This is a genomic window from Burkholderia stabilis, assembly GCF_001742165.1.
GTDB classification, from domain to species: domain Bacteria; phylum Pseudomonadota; class Gammaproteobacteria; order Burkholderiales; family Burkholderiaceae; genus Burkholderia; species Burkholderia stabilis.
On sequence record NZ_CP016443.1, the window covers coordinates 1,587,769 to 1,606,584 of the forward strand.

At 63.0% G+C, this 18,816-nt stretch carries 10 protein-coding genes; 2 read left to right on the plus strand and 8 right to left on the minus strand.

Annotated features, from left to right (window positions below; translation table 11 throughout):
- Nucleotides 1–486: 486 nt before the first annotated feature.
- Nucleotides 487–744: a hypothetical protein gene (locus tag BBJ41_RS25030; protein ID WP_069748934.1), complete on the minus strand. Its 258-nt coding sequence runs from the start codon at nucleotides 742–744 to the stop codon at nucleotides 487–489.
- On the opposite strand from BBJ41_RS25030, the gene BBJ41_RS40625 reads away from it, so the two are divergent.
- On the plus strand, nucleotides 743–1,138 hold the full coding sequence (locus tag BBJ41_RS40625; protein ID WP_156814863.1) for a hypothetical protein: 396 nt from the start codon (nucleotides 743–745) through the stop codon (nucleotides 1,136–1,138). The two genes, BBJ41_RS25030 and BBJ41_RS40625, sit on opposite strands and share 2 nt — an antisense overlap.
- A gap of 168 nt (nucleotides 1,139–1,306) precedes the next feature.
- Here BBJ41_RS40625 and BBJ41_RS40630 read toward each other — a convergent pair whose 3' ends face one another.
- The 6 genes from BBJ41_RS40630 to BBJ41_RS25055 all read right to left on the minus strand — a co-directional run bounded on the left by BBJ41_RS40630 (nucleotide 1,307) and on the right by BBJ41_RS25055 (nucleotide 16,818).
- Nucleotides 1,307–1,696, minus strand: coding sequence for a polymorphic toxin type 22 domain-containing protein (locus BBJ41_RS40630; protein WP_167362214.1), 390 nt, complete (start codon nucleotides 1,694–1,696; stop codon nucleotides 1,307–1,309).
- Nucleotides 1,672–10,884, minus strand: a complete 9,213-nt coding sequence (locus BBJ41_RS25035; RefSeq protein ID WP_156814865.1) for a two-partner secretion domain-containing protein — start codon at nucleotides 10,882–10,884, stop codon at nucleotides 1,672–1,674. The genes BBJ41_RS40630 and BBJ41_RS25035 overlap by 25 nt, the downstream gene beginning before the upstream one ends.
- A 66-nt stretch (nucleotides 10,885–10,950) precedes the next feature.
- Nucleotides 10,951–11,826: a hypothetical protein gene (locus BBJ41_RS25040; protein WP_069748935.1), complete on the minus strand. Its 876-nt coding sequence runs from the start codon at nucleotides 11,824–11,826 to the stop codon at nucleotides 10,951–10,953.
- Nucleotides 11,827–11,905: 79 nt separating this feature from the next.
- On the minus strand, nucleotides 11,906–13,612 hold the full coding sequence (locus BBJ41_RS25045; RefSeq protein WP_069748936.1) for a ShlB/FhaC/HecB family hemolysin secretion/activation protein: 1,707 nt from the start codon (nucleotides 13,610–13,612) through the stop codon (nucleotides 11,906–11,908).
- Nucleotides 13,613–14,075: 463 nt separating this feature from the next.
- Complete coding sequence (locus tag BBJ41_RS25050; RefSeq protein WP_069748937.1) at nucleotides 14,076–16,322, minus strand: xanthine dehydrogenase family protein molybdopterin-binding subunit; 2,247 nt, start codon at nucleotides 16,320–16,322, stop codon at nucleotides 14,076–14,078.
- Between the two features lies 1 nt (nucleotide 16,323).
- Nucleotides 16,324–16,818 (minus strand): (2Fe-2S)-binding protein, encoded by a 495-nt coding sequence (locus BBJ41_RS25055; RefSeq protein ID WP_069748938.1) that lies wholly within the window; start codon nucleotides 16,816–16,818, stop codon nucleotides 16,324–16,326.
- A gap of 128 nt (nucleotides 16,819–16,946) precedes the next feature.
- Between BBJ41_RS25055 and BBJ41_RS25060 the strand changes: the two genes are divergently transcribed.
- Entirely contained in the window at nucleotides 16,947–17,840 is an 894-nt protein-coding gene (locus BBJ41_RS25060) for a LysR substrate-binding domain-containing protein (protein WP_069748939.1), read from the plus strand.
- 37 nt (nucleotides 17,841–17,877) lie between these two features.
- Here the strand turns inward: BBJ41_RS25060 and BBJ41_RS25065 are convergent, their stop codons facing one another.
- On the minus strand, nucleotides 17,878–18,768 hold the full coding sequence (locus tag BBJ41_RS25065; RefSeq protein WP_069748940.1) for a LysR substrate-binding domain-containing protein: 891 nt from the start codon (nucleotides 18,766–18,768) through the stop codon (nucleotides 17,878–17,880).
- Nucleotides 18,769–18,816: the final 48 nt, after the last annotated feature.

The following is an 18,816-nucleotide window of genomic DNA, read 5'->3' on the forward strand; positions in this document are numbered from 1 at the left end:
TCCCGCATTGAACTCCATGCTTACCGAAAAAGAGCACCTTTCCGATTCGTTCAGAGCAAACTTGCCAGACACTTTAGAAATAGAAAACTTCATCCCGCTCTTGCACATCACGTATGCGCGATCATCTTCACTCACGAATACCCATCCCTTTTCTTCAAGATAATTCTTAAAAATTCTAATTTTTTCGTCATCAAAATTTGACTCGTCCACATCATAAAGAGCAAGGGCAGCTCCCGGTTTTGCATTCTCACGCCGATATATAATTTTTTAATTATTTAACAAATAATCCAGATCTTTAATCGCAACATCTAACTTCTCCCTCGCGGTGGAACCAGTCGGATTTCTTGAAATCACCCAGACCGCCAACACTATCCACAAGACAAAAATAATAACTTTCTTTGTCGAAGTTTCCCTCATTCTGATACTCTGCGCTCCCTTCACAATATACGCCTGCAAATCAGGAACGCTCGGACCCAACGATTGCGTTCACACCGTCTGACCTGCCTTGTTCATGCCATACCGCATCCACTCCGTCCCGCCCTGCGGCATCTGCCCTGACACTACTCGCACATTGCCCTCTCCATCGCTCATCACCAGCTTCATTTGCGCCATCTGGTCTCGAATCTGCTGCACCATGTATTCTTCGTGGCTCTCCGATGCCAGCTTCTTCGCCAGCGTCTGCCCCTTCGCCTTGCTGTCCTCGTGCAACTGCTGATTAAACCGGATCACAACTGCCGAAATCATGACGACATCCAATCCAACAATTAAAAATCCAACCCAACCAAAAACATCTCCATCAACGACGATTTTATATTCATATCATTGGGAGCTTCCAACCAATCCCTGTACATCCCTTTTGAATCACTCCCTTGCCAGCTGTGTCTGCGAACCATTACTCGTTACGCCGCCAAATTCGTTGATTATTGGCACTGCCAGCGGATATTTTCCGACCATCTCCTCGGTTATTTTATCTATCTCAGCTGACACGCAGCAATCACCAAAGTCAGGACTAGCTATCTGCTGGATACCAATCAAGAGTCACAAACCTACTGATGAAATAATCACTATTTCCTCAACAGACAACTCCATCGCCGACAGGCGCGACGGCAAAAACGAGCGAAGTCAGCATAAACAATGAACCGGCAACAGCCGGGCTCGGTGTTTCAACCGAGCCAATTTTTTATCAATAATCCAACAATAAATGCGCTAGCTGCTGCTACACAAATCCAGTAGCTGATCTTCTGCGCCCTCGACATCTTCGCCCATTGTTCCGGGCTAGGTCCCCCACCCACCGCCATATATCCTCCTATTTCGTCTTGTCAGTTACTTGCTTCGTATGTCCCCAAGGAAGTATTCCGAAGGTGATTGAGCCAGGCTGCCCGACACCGAACTCAATTGCCGTGGCCCCACCATACGCATGTGTAATCGCAGCAATCGCGTTAAAACCAAATGGCGTCGGAATAGAAACAAATCCTTGTGCACCATCTCCGGCCAAGAAATTACGCGCTGCTTGCGCGCTATTTGCTCCGATGATATATCCAACCGTACCACTCACTCCAGGCCTGAATGTGACCGAGGACGGATTAGCCATTACAACGCCTCCGCCGACATAGAAGGAATTATCGTAGAGATTAATTGCTCCCGTTGCATTCGCAGATAGTGAACCAACGTTTACGGTCGCATAATCTCCCGCCACCCCACGGCCTGCCGTTCCAAGTCCAGCCGAATAATCCCCGTGTTCCAACCCGGAGCAAACGGATCCGCAGGAAGTGTTGGTGTCGAGTTTGCCTGTGCCGCTTCTGGAGACTGCACATTCCAGCTGTAGGGCGAGTTCGTCCCACCGGTGTTCTGCTGAATCAGATCCATCACCGTCTGCGACGGAGGCGTCAACATCGACGGATCTTGGACCAGATAGCTTTTACCAGCACCGTCGTTGGTCACTTTCATGCCCGTCGAGTCGTACACTGCGCTCGCAGATGTGTTCACATTCAGCGGCACAATCATGCCAGTTGTGATCGATTCACCATATTGGCTATTGTTCGCCGAGCGCATCGCGTTTTCAATCTGATTAACTGTAATCGACGAACCATCCGGGTTCGTAATGCCTCGAGCCTTCGCGGTGTCGACAATCTTTTGTGCGGCTGTCTTTTCCTGCGGATGAAGTTGCCGATTAAACCGATCCACCCCCGCCCCACCCAACGCGCCAGCCCCACCACCAACCAACCCACCCACACCACCCGCCAACACATTTGCGGTCAAATTCCCCAACAGTTCATCGACATTCTTGTTCCCCGTCGGCCCGGCATCCTTGATCGACTTGGCGATCTCATTCAGTTCCGGCGCGAGCTTCGCCGACAGACCAGCCCCGGCCGCTCCCCCAAACGCCCCCAACCCGCCACCCGTCAACCCACCCGTCAAAGCCCCACCCGCAGCATGCAACCCGACGCGATTCGCACCACCTTCCGCCCACGCATTGGCTTCTAGCTCGTACTGCGCCTTCAGCTCCGGATCACTCGCCTTGCCCGCCGCCTCACGCGCCGCCTTCTCCTTGCCATCCGCATAGTTGCCAATCTGCTTCGCAACCGCCTCAGCCGCCGCCTGCGCCGCATTGATCAAATCCGACTGACTGCCCAAAACCTGCTGCAAATCCGGCGTCTTGCTCACCGCACCATTCAGATTCGACGTATCCCGCTCCAGCGCCGCCAGATCCTGCTTCTGATTCGCCCGATCCGTGATCTCGATCCCGCCCGCACTGATCGCACTCTTCGTCGTCGCATCACTGCTGCCGCTCTCGCTCACATAAAGCGGCAACGCGCCGCCCGTGTTCTTCCCGCTCGTCGCCCCATGCGTCGCGTAGTTGTTGCCGCCATTGCCGACCCCACCGCCCGCACTGACCCCGAAGCTGCTCGCGTCGTATTCGGAATGGTTCTGAATATCCGAGAACGTCAGCGTCCCGGTCGTCAGCCGGTTTTTGTCCGGCGTCGCGGTGCTCGCGATATACGCGCCCTTCAGGTCCGTATTGCCCTTGACCGTGATATCGAAACCACCGTCTCCGGCCTGAATGCCCGACTGCTCGTTCACGCCCGCATAGCTGCCGCTCGCGCGACCGTTCTGCATGCTGACGCTGGCACTCGCACCGCCCATGCTCGCGCTGAGCCCGCCGCCCGCGCTGCTTTGATGGGCCGCGCTCGTGCTCGTATCCTGCACCGACGCAAGATTCAGATCGCCGCCGATATCCGCGAGCACCTTCTTCGCACTGACGTTCGCGCCGACGATATGGGTATCGCCGCCGCTGACGATCCTCACGGTGTCGCTTGCATTGACGTGCGTGTTGTTCTGCGTGGCCGCATCCGAATTCGCATCGCCATGCGCCCGCGACATCGACGCCGACACGCCAAACCCGCCCGTGCCGTATGACACGCCCACGCCCGCGCTCTTCGACGCGTTCGTACTGCGCGTGCTGTCGGTATCCGTGCTGTTGACCAGATTGACCTTGTCCGTCGCCTTCAGCAGCACGTCCTTTGCCGTGACGTTCGATCCCTGGATCGTCACGTTGCCCTGGCCGTCGTTCTTGTCACCCGTTGCCACGAACGCGGCCGTGCCGCCGGCCCTCACGCTACTGCCGTTGTTTTGCGTACTGCGTTCGGTGAACGTCGTCTTGCTATGCGACGAGCCGAAGCTCAGTTCAACTTTGGCGTCGACCTTGCCCTTCGGATCGTTCAGCGCCTTCGTCATGCGCCCTGTCGCGTCGACCAGATCGGCCATGCCGCCCGCCGCCGCAATCGCATGCAGTGCCACGGCCCGTCCGTCCTGGCTGCCGCCTGCGCCCTGTGCCTGCTGATTCACGTTCTGGATCGCATCGATCGTCGGCGACTTCACCGCCAGCGTGAAACCCGAACTCTTCACTTCGCGGGTTTCTTCGTGACGGCGATCCGTCTGCGACGCGTCGATCGTCACTTCCTTCGCCACACCCGTCACATGCTGGCCCGCGACGATGTCCGAGCCCGTCACATGAAGCTTGTTGCCGGCCCGCATCGAAACACTGCCATCCACGCTGCCGATCAGGCTGCCCTGCGAACCCTTCACCGTATCGCGGCTGGTATCGATCGTCTGGTTCGTGCCATACGAGATCCCGGCGCCCGCGCTGCCGAGGCCGGACTTCTTCACGTCCTGGTAGTGAGATTCGCTCGAGGCCGTGTCTGCGGTCGTGATTCTCAGATCATGGCCAGCCACGAGACTGACGTCTCCGGTGGCGGCAATCGTCGCCGCCTTCGCCGTCAGGTCGTTGCCGGCCGCCACATCGACCGTATGACCCGACAACGTCGTGCCAACCGCGCGCGTGTAGCTGCTCGAATCGATCGTGTGCGTCGATTTCGACGACAGGAAGCCGCTCTCCTTCCGATAGTGCTCGTCGTTCGCGCTCGCGCTTTGCTCACCGGCGTTCAGGTTGACGTCGCGTCCGGCACTCACGCCGAGCGCGCGTTGCGCGTTCGCATAAGCGGCCGTCGCATTCACGTCGCGGCCGGCCACGATCGCGAGGTTGCCACCTGATGCGATCTGCGTGCCCGTATCGATCGACGCGGAATGCTCCGCATGGTTGCGGTCGTCCCACTTCACCGCGTCCCGGCTGCTCTGGCGAACCGCGTTCAGATTGACGTCGTTGTCCGCGGCCAGCACCGCATGGCCGGCAGCCGCAACGACGGCAGCATTGGCGTTCAGATCGCGGCCGGCAACCGCCTGCAGCGTGCCGGCATTGATCGTCGATACGCGATCGATACCCGTTGCGCTGCCGTTCTTCGCCGTCGCCGAGCTTGTGGTGCTCGTCAGGTTGATGTCGCGCCCGGCCGACAGCGCCACCGTATTGCCCTGGATCAACCCGCCAAGATTGTTCAGATCCTGGTTCGCCCGCGCGATCACCGCGCCGCCCGACACCGTGCCGCGGTTATCGATCGAATCGGTGCGGATGATCGTGACGTTGCGGCTCGCGATCGTGCCCGAGTTCTCGTACGCGCCGTCCGCTTCGATCGTCACGTTCCTGCCGGACAGGATCGTGCCTTCGCCGGTCACATCCGCGGCATTCGTGTGCAAATACACCTGCGGCGCCAGCACCGTCTGCCGGCTGCCATCCGGCAGCGTCACGGTCTGGTTCACGAGCCAGACGATGTCGCTCGTCAGCGCGGCCATTTGCGCATCGGTCAGCGCCGTGCCGACGTTCAGCCCGAACTGCCGCGACGCCTTCACGCCGCTCGCCATCAGCGCTTCGTATTCGCGCTGGTTGTCGGTGTAGTCGCCGATGAACCGCTGCCCGGCCGCCTGGATGATCTGTTGCTGAATCAGCTGCTGCTCGTAGAAGCCATCGCCGATTCGCTTAAGGACCGTATTCGGCTCGACCTTGAGCGCGGCCAGCATCGTGTCGCTCGACAGCCATTTCCGGTAATCGGTAAAGCGCGGGTCCGTCTCGATCAGGAAGCGGCTGCCCGGGTCGGTCGTCACCCGATACAACGCGTTGTTCGGTACGCGCGTGTTCGGCGTCACCGTTCGCACGACGACTCCGCCCACGTTCGCCTTCACCGCCGACACGGTCTCGCCGCCGACGCCCGCCATGCCCGCGCCGATCGACACCTGATCGCCGATCTCCTTGCCGGCGACCGGCGTCACCCCCGTGCCGGTCGTGCCTTGCGCGGCAGAAGCGGCGGTCGCCACGCTCTTGACCGGACTGGACGGCGTGCCCGGATCGGTCAGCACCACCGGCAGATCGATCGTTTGCGGCGGAATGGCCGGCGAGTAGTCGGCCGCCGACGATTTGCGCTCGTCGCCGTGGAATGCACCGGCCGACTGCACCCATGTGTATATCGCCTTCCCCGATCCCGTGAACGTTTCGGTGCCGGTCGCACCGATGTTCTGCACGTTGCCTGGTTTGTTACCGTCGCCGGCGACGATCTGGCTCTTGTCGTTGATGCCGGAACGCGTATCGATCGTGATATGGCGGCCCGCGGTGATCGTGCCGGGGCGCGATGCGGCGACGACATCCCTGGTCGATTTCACGTCGACCGAATAGACCGTGTAGGTCTCCACGAGCCGGCCCGACACGTCGCCGTTATACGCGGAGACCGCCTGGTTGAGGTTCTGGTAGGCGGTGACGGTCGCCTTGAACCACTGCTGGAACGGTGCACACGCCGCATGGGTCGAGGTCATGCACGACGGGCTCTTCGGCCCGAAGATCGGCGGCTTTTCTCCGGTCATGTCGGCTTCGGTCGGCGGCTTGACGGCGAACCAGTCGTTGCCGACGCCCCGCCTGCCGGACCATATGGACCCGGCTATCGACATCATGAACGGCCCTTGGGCAATCCACACCGGGTTCGCGTCCGGCGGCGGCGCGACGCCGAACTGCGTCCAGATATCCGCCGGTACGTTCCGATATGTGCCGGTCTGAAATGCGATGGTTTCCGAGCTGAAGCGATTGGCCGGATAAGCCGTCTCGTCGATCTTGCCCGCGACGCCGTTCATCGTGAATCGCGCGTACTCGTCGAACGGATAGGTCGGCGACGGCAGCAGAATGAATTTCTGATCGTCGTCCAGCGCCCACTGGTATTCCGTGCCCGGACGGATCTCGTGGCTGTTCTTCTGATACAGGTAGACGGTCGACGGGTCGATCTTTTCCGTCGAGCCCGGCATCTGATACCACAACTGCTTGCCGCTGTCGGTCGTGACCGTCGACGTCCGGAAGTCGGCGTTCAGGTTCTCGAACCGGTTTGCGTCGATCGTGATGTCGCGTCCGCTGTCGATCTGCGCGCCATCGTTCGTCACGGTCTGCGCGGCGGCGGTCGCCTGACGATTCGCATCCAGCGCGCCGCCGATGCGGATATCGTTGCCCGCGTAGATCAGCGCATCGTTCCGGTTCGTCAGCGTCTGCGCGCCGATGTCGAGATCGACGCGCGATGCGATGACGCCGCCGGTGCCTTGCTCGTTCCGGTCGTTGATCACCGTGTTGGCGCCCACTGCTACGGTATCGCCGAAGATGCGGCCGCCTGCGTTCGTGACAGTATCGCCGGCCGTCACCGTCGTTTTGCCGCCGTCGATCAAACCCTCGTTCGTTATCGATTGGTCCGCGTGAATGTCGGCAGCGTTGCCGCCGAAAATCTCGCCGGTCGCACGGTTCCGGATGGAAACCGCAGCCACATTCGCAGCGTTGCCCGCCGACAGCGTTCCGCTGTTGTCGAGCACACCGCCAGCCGTGGCCGTGAGATCGTGACCCGCGACGATCTGGCCGCTGTTGGCCAGATCACCTTGCGTCGTCACGCTGACGTCGCCAGCCGACTGGAGTTTTCCGTCGTTGTCGAGTGCGACCGCCGAGACTGTCAGTTGCCGGCCGCCGTTGATGTCGCCGTGACGATTGACCAGCGTATTCGACGCAACCAGCGTTGCCGCGCCCTTCGACTGGATGCTGCCCGACGTGTTGTCGATTGTCGGCGCGGTCAGTTTCGCATCCTGGTCGGTGCGAATCGAGCCGCCGGTATTGTCGAGCGCCTGGCTTGCGACGACGGCGACGCTCGCGCCTTCCATCCCTGCGATCAAGCCGGGCACGCCTGCCGTGGTAGGCAGCGTCGCATTGCCGGTCTGCGCATTGCGGATCGTATCGCCCGTGACCGACAGCACACCACCCGCGTGCATGGCCCCGCGCGTGTTGTCGACGGTCGTACCGGACACGGTTACGTTGTCGTTGCCGCCGATCTGGCCGGCGACGTTCGACATCGTGTCGACACTCCGCACGGTCAATGCGCCGTTTGCGACGACCGAACCCGCGTCATTGGTCACGGATGTCGCATCGATCGTCGCCGCGTCACTCGATGAAATCGCGCCGCCGCTGTTGTTCAGAGCGCCCGTCGTCAGCGAGACGCCGTTGCCAAGAACTTGACCGCCCGTGGATTGCTCCGCCAATACGCTGTTGTCGAACGCGTGGCCGTGCGTGTCGATATCGGTCGCCGCCGCAGCCTGTACCCGCCCGGACCGGTTGTCGAACGCGCCCGAGCGGCTCGTCAGCGATTGGCTTGCCGCGATGTTCCCGAGTGGGTTGTCGATCGAACCTTGTCCGGATACGAGGTTGACGTTCGCCCCCGTGATCGTGCCGCCTGCGTTCAGCAGCCCCGTGTTGGTCAGGGTTGTATCGCCCAACGCCAGCAGCTTGCCGCCCGCGTTGTCGGTCGTACCCGACGTCGTGACCGACAACGCGCCCGAGACGGAGCCGAGCGTGCCATCGTGGTTCGAGACGGCCCGTGCGGTCACGGTTGTGTCGCGCGTCGTTGCGATCGTTCCGCCTGTGTTCGTCAATGCGCCTGCTACAGCGAGCTTCGCGGCATCCGCCGAAACGGTGCCCTGCGTATTGTCTAAAGCACCGGCCTGCGCGTTCAGCGCGCCGGCAGAAGCGATCTTGCCGAGCGTATTGTCGAGTGCCTGCGAGACAGTCAACGTCATCGCGCCGGCGGACGTGCCGATCTCGCCCGCGCGATTGCTCAGCGCGGCGGCGGTTGCCGACAGACCGGTTGCCCCGACCAACTTTCCGCCGACATTCGAAACCATGCGGGTTGCAGTCAGCGACAACGCATCCGACGACGAACCAATCTGTCCGCCCGCGTTGACGAGATCGCCCACCAAGATTTGCGCACTGCGCACGGCCGTAATGCTGCCGTTCGCGTTGTCGATGCTGTCGCTCGCAATGGTGAGCCCATTGCCCGAACTCACCGTGCCGCCCGCGTTCTTCAGTGATTGCGTCGCACGCAGCGTCGTGTCGCCGGCGACCGATCCGATCGTGCCCGCTGCGTTGCCGATACTGTCCGCCGTCAACGACACGCCATTGCCGCCGACAATGTCACCCTCTTGATTCGACACCGCACCCGACGCCATCACGGTCAATGCATCAGTGGTTCCGATGCGGCCACCGGCATTCACGATGTCGGTGGCGTCGATCTGCGCGGTGTGCGCGCCGATCGATCCGGCCGAGTTGTCGACATGCGCCGCGTGGACGATCAGAGCGTCGCCGGATGCAATCTTGCCGCTCGCGTTGTCGAGCGATTGCTTAACGTCGAGCGACGTATCGCCCGCCACGGAACCCATCTGCCCATGCGCGTTGGAAATCGTGTTTGCAGTCAGCGTGAGGCCGTTTTCACCTGTGATCTTCCCGTCGTCGTTCGACACGTGCCCGGCCGACGTCAGTCTCGTCTCGCCCGTCGAGCTACCAATCTCGCCCATTACGTTCGTGATATCGATTGCAGCGACTTGCACGGTACGAGCAGCAATTTTCCCGCCGGTATTGTCGAGCGCTCCTGTCGAGTTCAGCGACAGCGCATCCGCGACCAACGTGCCCGACCGGTTCGAAACCGATTGCGCCGTCACGTTCGCGAGATTGTCGGAGGCGATCGTGCCGGCATCGTTCACCAGCCGGCCGGCATTCAGCGTCAGGTTCCGGCCGCTCATCGAACCAGCAACATTCGACAGCGTGCCGTTCGCCTCAACGTTCACTGCGCGCAACGCATTCACCGTCCCGTGATCGAGCGTGACGTCGTGCGCGGACAGATTGATGTTGTCGCCTGCCGCCAGCGTGCCGCTGTTCGTCACGGTAGCCGCGCGCGCAGTAATGGAACCGCCACCGACCAGATCGCCCGCCGTATCGGCACCCGCATAGATGCGACCGCTGTTACGGAGCGAGGCCCCCGCAGTCACGGCCGTGTTGTTTACCGACGAGATCGTTCCGGCGTTCGACAGCGCATCCGAAGCATTCAAATCCGTCGCCTGTGCACTGATGATCGTGCCGTGCTGAGCAATGTTGGCGCCGTCGATGTGCGTGTTCGCTGCCGATTGCAGACGCGCGGTCGGTGCGATCGTCACGTCGCCGTTGTTCGACACGTGAATATCGCCCGTCAACGATGTGACGGCTCCCGCATCCCGCACGCCTACGCCGGCCTCGGTCCCGATCATCCGCACGCTGTTGGCGAACATGCTGCCCAGCGCCTGCACATCGATCGCAACGCTCGGCGTTGTACCCGTACCAGCCTGGGCCTGCGCGGCGTTGTTCGCATAGTCGACCCGGTTTGCGCCGGCCACCGCATTGATCGAATCCGCCCACACCTGGCCGTTGATCGTCATCGCCCGCGCAATCAAATCGATCGCGCTGCCATGCGCGTCCAGCCCCGCGCCATCGATGCCGATGTGCCCTTGCGTGACATTGAAGCCGGCCAGGGTTCCGTCCGGATTGAAGGCCGGCGCGCCGGTCGTCAGCGTCACGCGCGGCGCATTCAAAAACCCGCAGCCCGCACACGTGATGCCGGCCGGGTTGGCGATCACGAGATTCGCGCGATTGCCGGCGATTTCGGTCGGCCCGAGAAGCTGGCTGGGATTCCCCGACGTCACCTGGTTGACGATCACGCGCGCGGCGTTGTTGCCCAGGAACGGATTGCCCTGCACCCAGCCGGCGAGCTGCGTCTGCGAATTCCGGCCGCTGTTGACCAGCACGGCGCCTTTCGTCCCGACGTTGTATTGCGTGAAATTGTTCAGCGACACGCCGTTCTTCGGCGCGGTGATGTTGACGAGCGGTACGCCCGACGCCGATACGCCGACGACCGGATGCGTCGAGCCGCTACGGTCGGGGGTGATCGGCAATGTAGCCTGCGCGTCGGCGACGAGCGGCTGCATGCCGAACGTACAAAGCGCGGCGAACGCGATCGCGCGCGCCGCGAACCAGATCGAGATTCCGGAATCCTCCGGTGCGGAACGAACCGTTCGCCGAACGCGAGCGCGCTCGCCGCCCCCATGCGCCGACGCATGTTCGTCGACGGCCACCCGCATGCCGCGCACGGCATTGAACACCAAGCGAAAGATTCCGGAATTCATGATCGTTTTCTTCTTGAACAGACTCGGGCCGGCGGCATCGTCGTTGCCGCCGGCAACGCGTGCGCGTTACTTGCAGCTCAGCACGGCCAGGCCGTTGATGCCGCCTGTCGTCGGGGCGAGAACGCCGTACGACACGACGAGGTACGGCGTCGATGCGCTCGGCCCCATGAACTTGGTGAGCAGCGACGCCTTCGTCTTAACCGACGTATGCATCGAACCGACCTGCGTGTCACTGACGAACGTCTGATTCGTGTCCGCACCGATCGAGTACTGCAACGTCAAATCAGCGCTCGTGAACAATTTGCCGAACGAATCCGTTTTGACGGTCACGACAGCCGTCGCGTCGTGCAGCAATCCGGGCGCGGTATTGCCGTCGGTTGCGGTGGGACGCGTGGCGGCGGCCAGCGAGCACGTCAATTCCGGCTGATCGTCCGCATTGACCGTCAGCGGCGCACCGACCGCCCATGTCTGCCCCTGATTGACGTTGTACGCATGGCCAGCGGAATCGCTGCCCGCTGCCCAGCGGCCGATCGCGAAGTCGCCATTGCCGGCGATGTCGGTCACGACGCCAGTCGACAGGCTGAGCACCTTGCCGATTTGCGGCAGCGTCGTATAGGCGCCCGGCGCTTGCGACTTGAGTTGCGACGCGTAGATTTCGTTGACCGACAGCGTGAGATTCTCGCCCGGGACCGATCCGTCCGCGTTCCACGCCACCGGCGGAGTCAGCACGGTCACCGTCATCCGGCTGCTCGACAACGCTTGCGACTGACCTTCGACACGAATCGAAGACGCCCCGCCAGCCGACGCATCGTTCGAAGCGGCCGCACTGCTGCTGCCGCCATCGTCACCGCCGCCACAGCCGCTCAGGCAGAGCGCGGCCACCACCGCAAACGTTGCCGTCGCGGCTTGCAGGATGCCGCGCTTCTTGTACATGAATTGCATGGATCTTCTTTCCCTCAATTGACGATCAAAAAAAACCGGGACGTGATTCCGCACGTCGCCCGGCTCGCTACCACTGCGCTTAGAAAAATGTGCTGACCTGAAACAACAGCGTCGGCGAGCTCGTCTGGAAGCCGTCCGGCTTCGACAGCGGGAAGCCGAGCGAAACGTCGTAGTTCAGCGCCGCACCGAGGACGTTTCTCGGCGCGAGATTGCCGCGCATCCCGACGACGGCGCCGACGAGCGCCTCCCCGATCAGGTACTGCGCGGCCGGCCCGCGCACACGCCCGGCATCGACGCCGGCATACAGCGCCTGCGTGCCGACGGGCGTCGGCACGTACCACGCGAATTCGTTGGAAATCACCCAGCCGCTCTCGGCGGCCAGCGTCAGTTGCTGGTCGAAGCCGCGCACGGCGTAGCGCGTGCCGATCGTGAAATAGTCGGAAGGGGTCAGCGGCGTGCGCGCGTTCTGCATGTTCCAGCCGAGCTGGTACGAGAACGTCTGACCGCCGATCCTGAAAGGCACCTGGGCGCCGAAGCTCGCCAGTTCGACCTGCGTGTTGCCGTCGAAGTCCGGCGCGCCCACCACCGTGCCGGATTGGCTGGACAAGCCCGGTAGCGATGCGCGCCACGCGAGCGCACCATCGAGCACGATGCTGCCGATGGTGTGCCGATGCGCCAGACCCAGTTCGTAGCCGATGACGTCGCGATGCTGGACCGGAAGATCGATGCCATCGATCGCGTTGCGGCTGATCTTGTGGAACAGGTTGCCGTGAATTTCGGTACGCGCGCGTGCGCTCCGGTAGATCACGCCGGACAGCCCCGCTTGAAGCTGCGATTGAACGCCGCTGTATTCGATCGGCTCGCCGAAGCCGGCGACGGTCTGCTTGTAGCGCGAGCGGCTCGCGTTCGCCGTCAACATCGCATAGCCGATCGGCACGCTGTAGTTGGCGGACACCGACTGGTTGCCCCTGTCGGATGCGCCGAAGTTCGCGTTCGTCGTGCCGGCGATTTGCAGCTGATCGTAGAGATGAAACGGCGAATCGAACGTGACGGAGCCGGACAGTTCGTATTTGCCCGTCGAATCGAGACCGGCGTTGTCCGCGCCGATGACGGCGTGCCAGCGCTTGCCGGTGCCGGGATGCAGGACGAGTTCCGAGTCGCCCGGATTCAGGCCGGGCGCGATGTCGAACGTGGCATCCGACTGGGACTGAAGACGCCGCAGGTTCTCCAGCCCCTGATCGATGTCGCGCTGGTTCAGCAGCGCACCACGGGAAGTCGGCAACGCCGCGCGCAACCAGCCGATCGTGGATCGCTCTGCCCGCACGTCGCTGATGCGTCCCGGCACGACATGCAGCGTCAACCTCCCCGATTGCAGCGATTGATGCGGCACGAGCATGCGCGCCGTCACGTAGCCGCGCTCGATCAGCGCGTTGTTGGCGGCGTCCTGAATCTGCTTGAGCGCGGTCTTGCCGACGCACTGCCCGACGATCGGCTGGAGAAAGCGCGGCAGCCAGCCGAATGCGTTGCCTTCAAGCGCGATTTGCCTGACCGGAAAGCACGGGTTATCGGTCGGCAGGTTTGCGATGCCGGCTTTCGACGGCTTTTCCCCGGACGGCGTCAGCACGGTCGCGCGCGGATTCAACGCCTTCGTTGCGTCGAGTTGCTGTTGCTGCAAACGCTGGATTTGCGGGCCGGAGGTTATTTCAGGCGACGGATTGACTTGCGCGAATGCGGAAATACTCGCCAGCGCAGAAATCAACGCTGCCGAAGTATTTCGATTCTTCACGGATTAGCGGCGTAATGATTGGTCCGCCTCATCGTAATTCAAAGAAACTTCGATCGAAGCCCCGCCGAATTTATTGATAAACGCGACCCACGGTGTCCTAACGCGTCATCTAGGTCACGTCTTATATCTATCCGGGAATATTATCCTTCCAATCTCGGCACTTATCGCTCATTTTTTACATTCCGAAAACTTTTGACGCGACTATTTTCAAATCCCTCAAAATTCCCCATCACCGAAACACTGATCAAACTCTTCTTTAAAAAGACTTAAAACGAAAAATAACAATCCATTGGATTGACTTTCAGAAGTCTCGTTTCTGTCCATTTTCACGATGGAACGAATGAGACCTGTACGAACGCCACGTGTCGCACACTTACAACAGAAGCGCGGACCTCGCAGGCCCGCCTGCGCCGCATGAATTGCGCAATCCGATGCGGCGTCAGGCGAGCACGATGCGGCCGCCCTACACCACCGCCGACAAATCGAACGGCGTCTCCCTCAACCGTTTCCCCGTCAGCCTGAACACCGCATTCGCGATCGCCGGCGTCACAGCCGGGCTCGACAACTCGCCCACCCCGCCCGGCTTCGCCGGATCACCCTGCACGATATGGATGTCGGTGTCGGGCATGTCGCTCATCCGCATCACGCGATACGTATCGAAGTTCGACTGCTGCACGCGGCCATGCCTGAAATCGATCCGATCGGACGTTGCGTGGCCCAGCCCCCACATCAGCCCGCCATACAGTTGCTCCTCGACGCCGCCCGGCGACACCGCGATCCCGCAATCCGCCACGCACGTGAGCTTCTCGACGCGCACCGCGCCATCCTTGCGCACGACGCGCGCGACCACCGCGACATAGCTGTCGTACGCCTGGTTCGTCGCGATGCCGAGCGCGACGCCATCCGGCAACGGCTGCCCCCACCCCGCGCGCTGCGCAGCTTCGCGCAACACGGCCGCATGACGCGGCCGGTCACGCATGTGTGCGAGCCGGAACTCGACCGGGTCGCGTCGTGCCGCATGCGCGGCCTCGTCCATCACCGATTCGACCGCGAACACGTTCGGGATATAGCTGACCGCGCGATACCACCCCGTCGGCACGCCCGTCTCCATCCGAATCCAGCCGATGTCGCGATGCGGCGCCGCATACGCGAACTCCCACTTCGTGATCGCTTCGGTCGTGCTGAAATCCATCCGGTCGGTGCGCTCCAGATAACCGGGCTCCCACTGCTGCGGCGACGCGGGCATCACGCCGCGCAGCCACAACGAAGCGAGATTTCCTTGCGCATCGAGCACGGCGCGTGCGCGGTGGTAACTCGCCGCGTGATAGAACAGCGCGCGCATCTCGTCCTCGCGGCTGTTCATCAGCTTCACCGGCTTGCCCGTCTTCACCGCGAGCCACGTCGCTTCGAACAGCCAGTATTTCGATTCGCGCGCGCCGAAGCTGCCGCCCGACACGAGTTCGTGCAGCGTCACGCGATGCGCGGGAATGCCGCCGATTACGTCGGCCGCTTCCATCGCCGTGGACGGCACCTGCAGCCCGCCCCAGTATTCGATCCCGCCGTTGCGCGCCCATACGGTGACGTTGACCGGCTCCAGCGGGTTCGCAGCCTTGTGCGGCATCGAATACGACGCTTCGATCGTGCGCGCCCCCGCTGCTGTCGCTTTCGCCGGATCGCCGTCGGCAATCGTCGGCACGACACGCGCGGCGGAATCGTCGACCCACGCGGCCTGGCGCGCGGCGAGCGTGCTGCTGTCGAACGTCTCGAACAGGCTGTCCTCCCATTCGATCGTCAGCGCGGCCTGCCCGCGATGCGCGGACCAGTAGTCGTCCGCGAGCACCGCGACGCCGGCCTGGTTGCCGCCGAGTATGTCGGGACGCGCCGGGATCTGCAGCACGTCGCGCACGCCGGGAATCGCGAGCGCGGCTTTCGTATCGACGCTGCGCACGCGGCCGTCGATCACCGGCGCGCGCGTCACCACGGCGACCAGCATCCCCGGCAATGACACGTCGATGCTGTACGGAAACGAACCGTCCGCCTTCTGCGCGGCGCCGCGCTTCTTGCGCAGCTTGCCGATGTAGCGAAACTGCGAGGGGTCTTTCAGCGCGACCTGCTTCGGCGCGGGCAACTGCGCGGCCGCCGACGCAAGCGAACCATACGTCGCACGACGCCCGCTCGCCGTATGCGACACGACACCATCAGCCGCCGTGCACGACGATATCGGCACGCTCCATTGCTGCGCGGCCGCTTCGACGAGCATCGCGCGCGCGGTCGCGCCCGCGTGGCGCAGCCGGTCGTATTCCATCGCGACGCTCGTGCTGCCGCCGGTCGAAAACACTTTCCACAACGGATGGATGTAGTCGGCGAAAAATGGATCTTCGGGCGTAATCACGTCGACCTTGAACGGATCGACGTCGAGTTCCTCGGCCACCACCGCCGCGAGCGCGGTGCGCGTGCCGGTGCCCGAATCGTGCTTGTGCACGACGAGCTTGATCGTGTCGTCGGGCAGCACGCGCACCCACGCGTTCGGTTCGAATTCGCCGGCCGACGGATGAGGATCGCCACTCGCGCTCTTGCCGGCCGCCATTGCGTCGGGCAGCCGGAAGCCGATCGCGATGCCTGCCGCGAGCAATGCGGAACTCTGCTTGAGGAAACGGCGGCGCGGCGAGCCGTCGGTATGTTGGGCATCCGGTGCGTGATCGTCGCGCATGTCACGCCTCCTTCGCGGGTTCGGCCGCGGCCTTTAGCGCCGGATCACCCGACGCGGCACGCTTGATCGCGCGATGAATCCGCGCATACGTACCGCACCGGCAGATATTGCCCGACATCGCCGACACGATCGCCGCATCGTCGACCGGCTGCCCGCCCTTGAGCAGCGCGGCGGCCTGCATCAGTTGCCCCGGCTGGCAGTAGCCGCATTGCGGCACGTCCTCCGCGACCCACGCGAGCTGCAGCGGATGGCGCCCGTCCGGCGACAGCCCTTCGATCGTCGTCACGTGCCGCCCGTTCGCGGCGACGGCCGGGATCAGGCACGCGCGCACGGCCTGCCCTTCGAGATGCACGGTGCACGCGCCGCACAGCCCCTTGCCGCAGCCGAACTTCGTGCCGGTGAGCTTGAGCCGGTCGCGCAGCACCCAGAGCAGCGGCATATCCTCGGGTACATTCTCGAGCGAATGGCGTGTATCGTTCACGACGATGTCGATCATGCGCTGTCTCCTGATTCGTATTCATGGGGTCGGCCCGCGCACGTGGCGCGGTTCGCAGCATTATCGAAACGCGATGCGCAGGCGCGCCAGCGATCATTTCGTCGATTCCCTGTCAGTCGGACTAACAGATGCTCAAGCGATACCCTTCGATCCAGTCGATGCAGGCGTTTCTGCAGGCTGCGCGGGTCGGCAGCTTTTCCAGCGCGGCGCGCCAGCTCGCGCTCACGCACAGCGCGATCAGCCAGCAGATCCGCTCGCTCGAGGAATTCATCGGCCAGCCGCTGTTCGCGCGCGCCGGCGGCCGCGTGATCCTGACCGACGCGGGCACGCTGTTCGCGAACCAGTTGTCGGACGGCCTCGAACAGATCGATCGCGCGCTGTCGTCGGTGAAGGGCCGCACGACCGGGCCATCGATCCGGCTCGACGTCGATCCGGAACTGATGCAGGGCTGGCTGCCCGCGCGGCTGCCGGAACTGATGCGCACGCTCGACGGCGTGACGCTGACGGTGCTGTCGGCGCCGCGCCACGACCGCGATGCGTTCGATCGCGTCGATGTTGCGCTGCGTTATGGCTATGGGGAATGGGAAGGCGTCGACAGCGCGCTCGTTTGTCCCGACCGGCTGACCGCGATGGCCGCGCCGGCGCTGCTCGAACGTTACGGGCTGAAAGCGCCGCTCATGCCCGAGCAGGTGCTGGCGCTGCCGTTGCTCGGCTATACGAAGCGTTCGTGGATTCCGTGGCTCGAAGCGGCCGGCCTCGAGCCGGTCGAGCCCGAGACGATCGCGGTGTTCGACAACGCGGCGGGACTCGTCGCGACGCTCGCGTCAGGGCTCGGCGCCGGGCTGGTGCGCGGCCTGCTCGCCGCCGACGCGCGCCGCGACGGCCACCTCGTCGAGCTTTGCACGATCGCGATTCCGACGCATTACAACCTCCATGCGATCTGGCCGCGCGAGCGGCATGCACGCGTGAAGCCGCTGATCGATGCAGTCGGCGCGCTGGTCGCGCAGTCGCTCGCGCGCTGATTCATGCAGTGCGTCATGCACCACATCACGCACCGAATCACGCACTGAACGCCGCCGCAACTTCACGCACGGTATCGAGAAACGCGCCGAGCACGGCGGACGTATCATCCGCGCGGTAACGCGCCTGCAACGACACCTCCAGCGCCGGCGGCAACAGCGGCACGAACGCAACGCCGCCCGTCGAGATCTGCCGCGACGACGCCGGCAGCAGCGCGACGCCCAATCCCTCCCGCACCAGCGACAGCAGCGTGTGCACTTCGACGACCTCGTGCGCGATCTGCGGCGTGAAGCGCGCATCGACGCAACTCTGCTGCAGGAACCGCGCGAGCTGCGAATGCCGCAGGCCGAACGACACGAACTGCTCGCCCGCCAGCTCGCCGAGCGCGATCGCGTCGCGCGACGCGAGCCGATGGCCGGGCGGCAGCACGGCCACGGCCGTCTCGTGCACGACGATCTCGCTGCGGATCGACGGATCGTCCTGGAACAGCCGGAAGAAACACACGTCGAGCCGCTTCTCCTTCAGCGCGTCGATCTGCGCGGCGGGCGTCATTTCGTGCAGCGACCAGTGCACGTGCGGATGGCGTTCGGCGAACACGCGCAACGCATGCGGGATCGGCGCGACCATCGCCGAGCTGATGATGCCGACCGCCAGGCGCCCCACTTCGCCGCGCCCCGCGCAGCGCGTGAGATCGATCGCGCGATCGAACTGCGCGACGATCAGCGGCACTTGCTCCTTCAGTGTTTTCCCTGCCTCGGTCAGCTCGACGCGATGCTGCGAGCGCACGAACAGCGCGGTGCCGAGCTGCTCCTCGAGCAGCCGGATCTGCTGGCTCAGCGGCGGCTGCGAGATATGGAGCCGCGCGGCTGCGCGCCCGAAATGCAGTTCGTCGGCCAGCACCGCGAAGTACCGCAACACACGCATGTCCATATCGCAAACGTATCAAGAGCGTCAGTAAAAAATATTGTACAGAGCACA

Coding starts and splice junctions, on each gene's coding strand:
- BBJ41_RS40625 (WP_156814863.1), top strand. CDS start 743: ATGACGACATCCAATCCAACAATTAAAAATCCAACCCAACCAAAAACA.
- BBJ41_RS25030 (WP_069748934.1), bottom strand. CDS start 744: ATGATTTCGGCAGTTGTGATCCGGTTTAATCAGCAGTTGCACGAGGAC.
- BBJ41_RS25035 (WP_156814865.1), bottom strand. CDS start 10,884: ATGAATTCCGGAATCTTTCGCTTGGTGTTCAATGCCGTGCGCGGCATG.
- BBJ41_RS25040 (WP_069748935.1), bottom strand. CDS start 11,826: ATGCAATTCATGTACAAGAAGCGCGGCATCCTGCAAGCCGCGACGGCA.
- BBJ41_RS25050 (WP_069748937.1), bottom strand. CDS start 16,322: ATGCGCGACGATCACGCACCGGATGCCCAACATACCGACGGCTCGCCG.
- BBJ41_RS25055 (WP_069748938.1), bottom strand. CDS start 16,818: ATGATCGACATCGTCGTGAACGATACACGCCATTCGCTCGAGAATGTA.
- BBJ41_RS25060 (WP_069748939.1), top strand. CDS start 16,947: ATGCTCAAGCGATACCCTTCGATCCAGTCGATGCAGGCGTTTCTGCAG.
- BBJ41_RS25065 (WP_069748940.1), bottom strand. CDS start 18,768: ATGGACATGCGTGTGTTGCGGTACTTCGCGGTGCTGGCCGACGAACTG.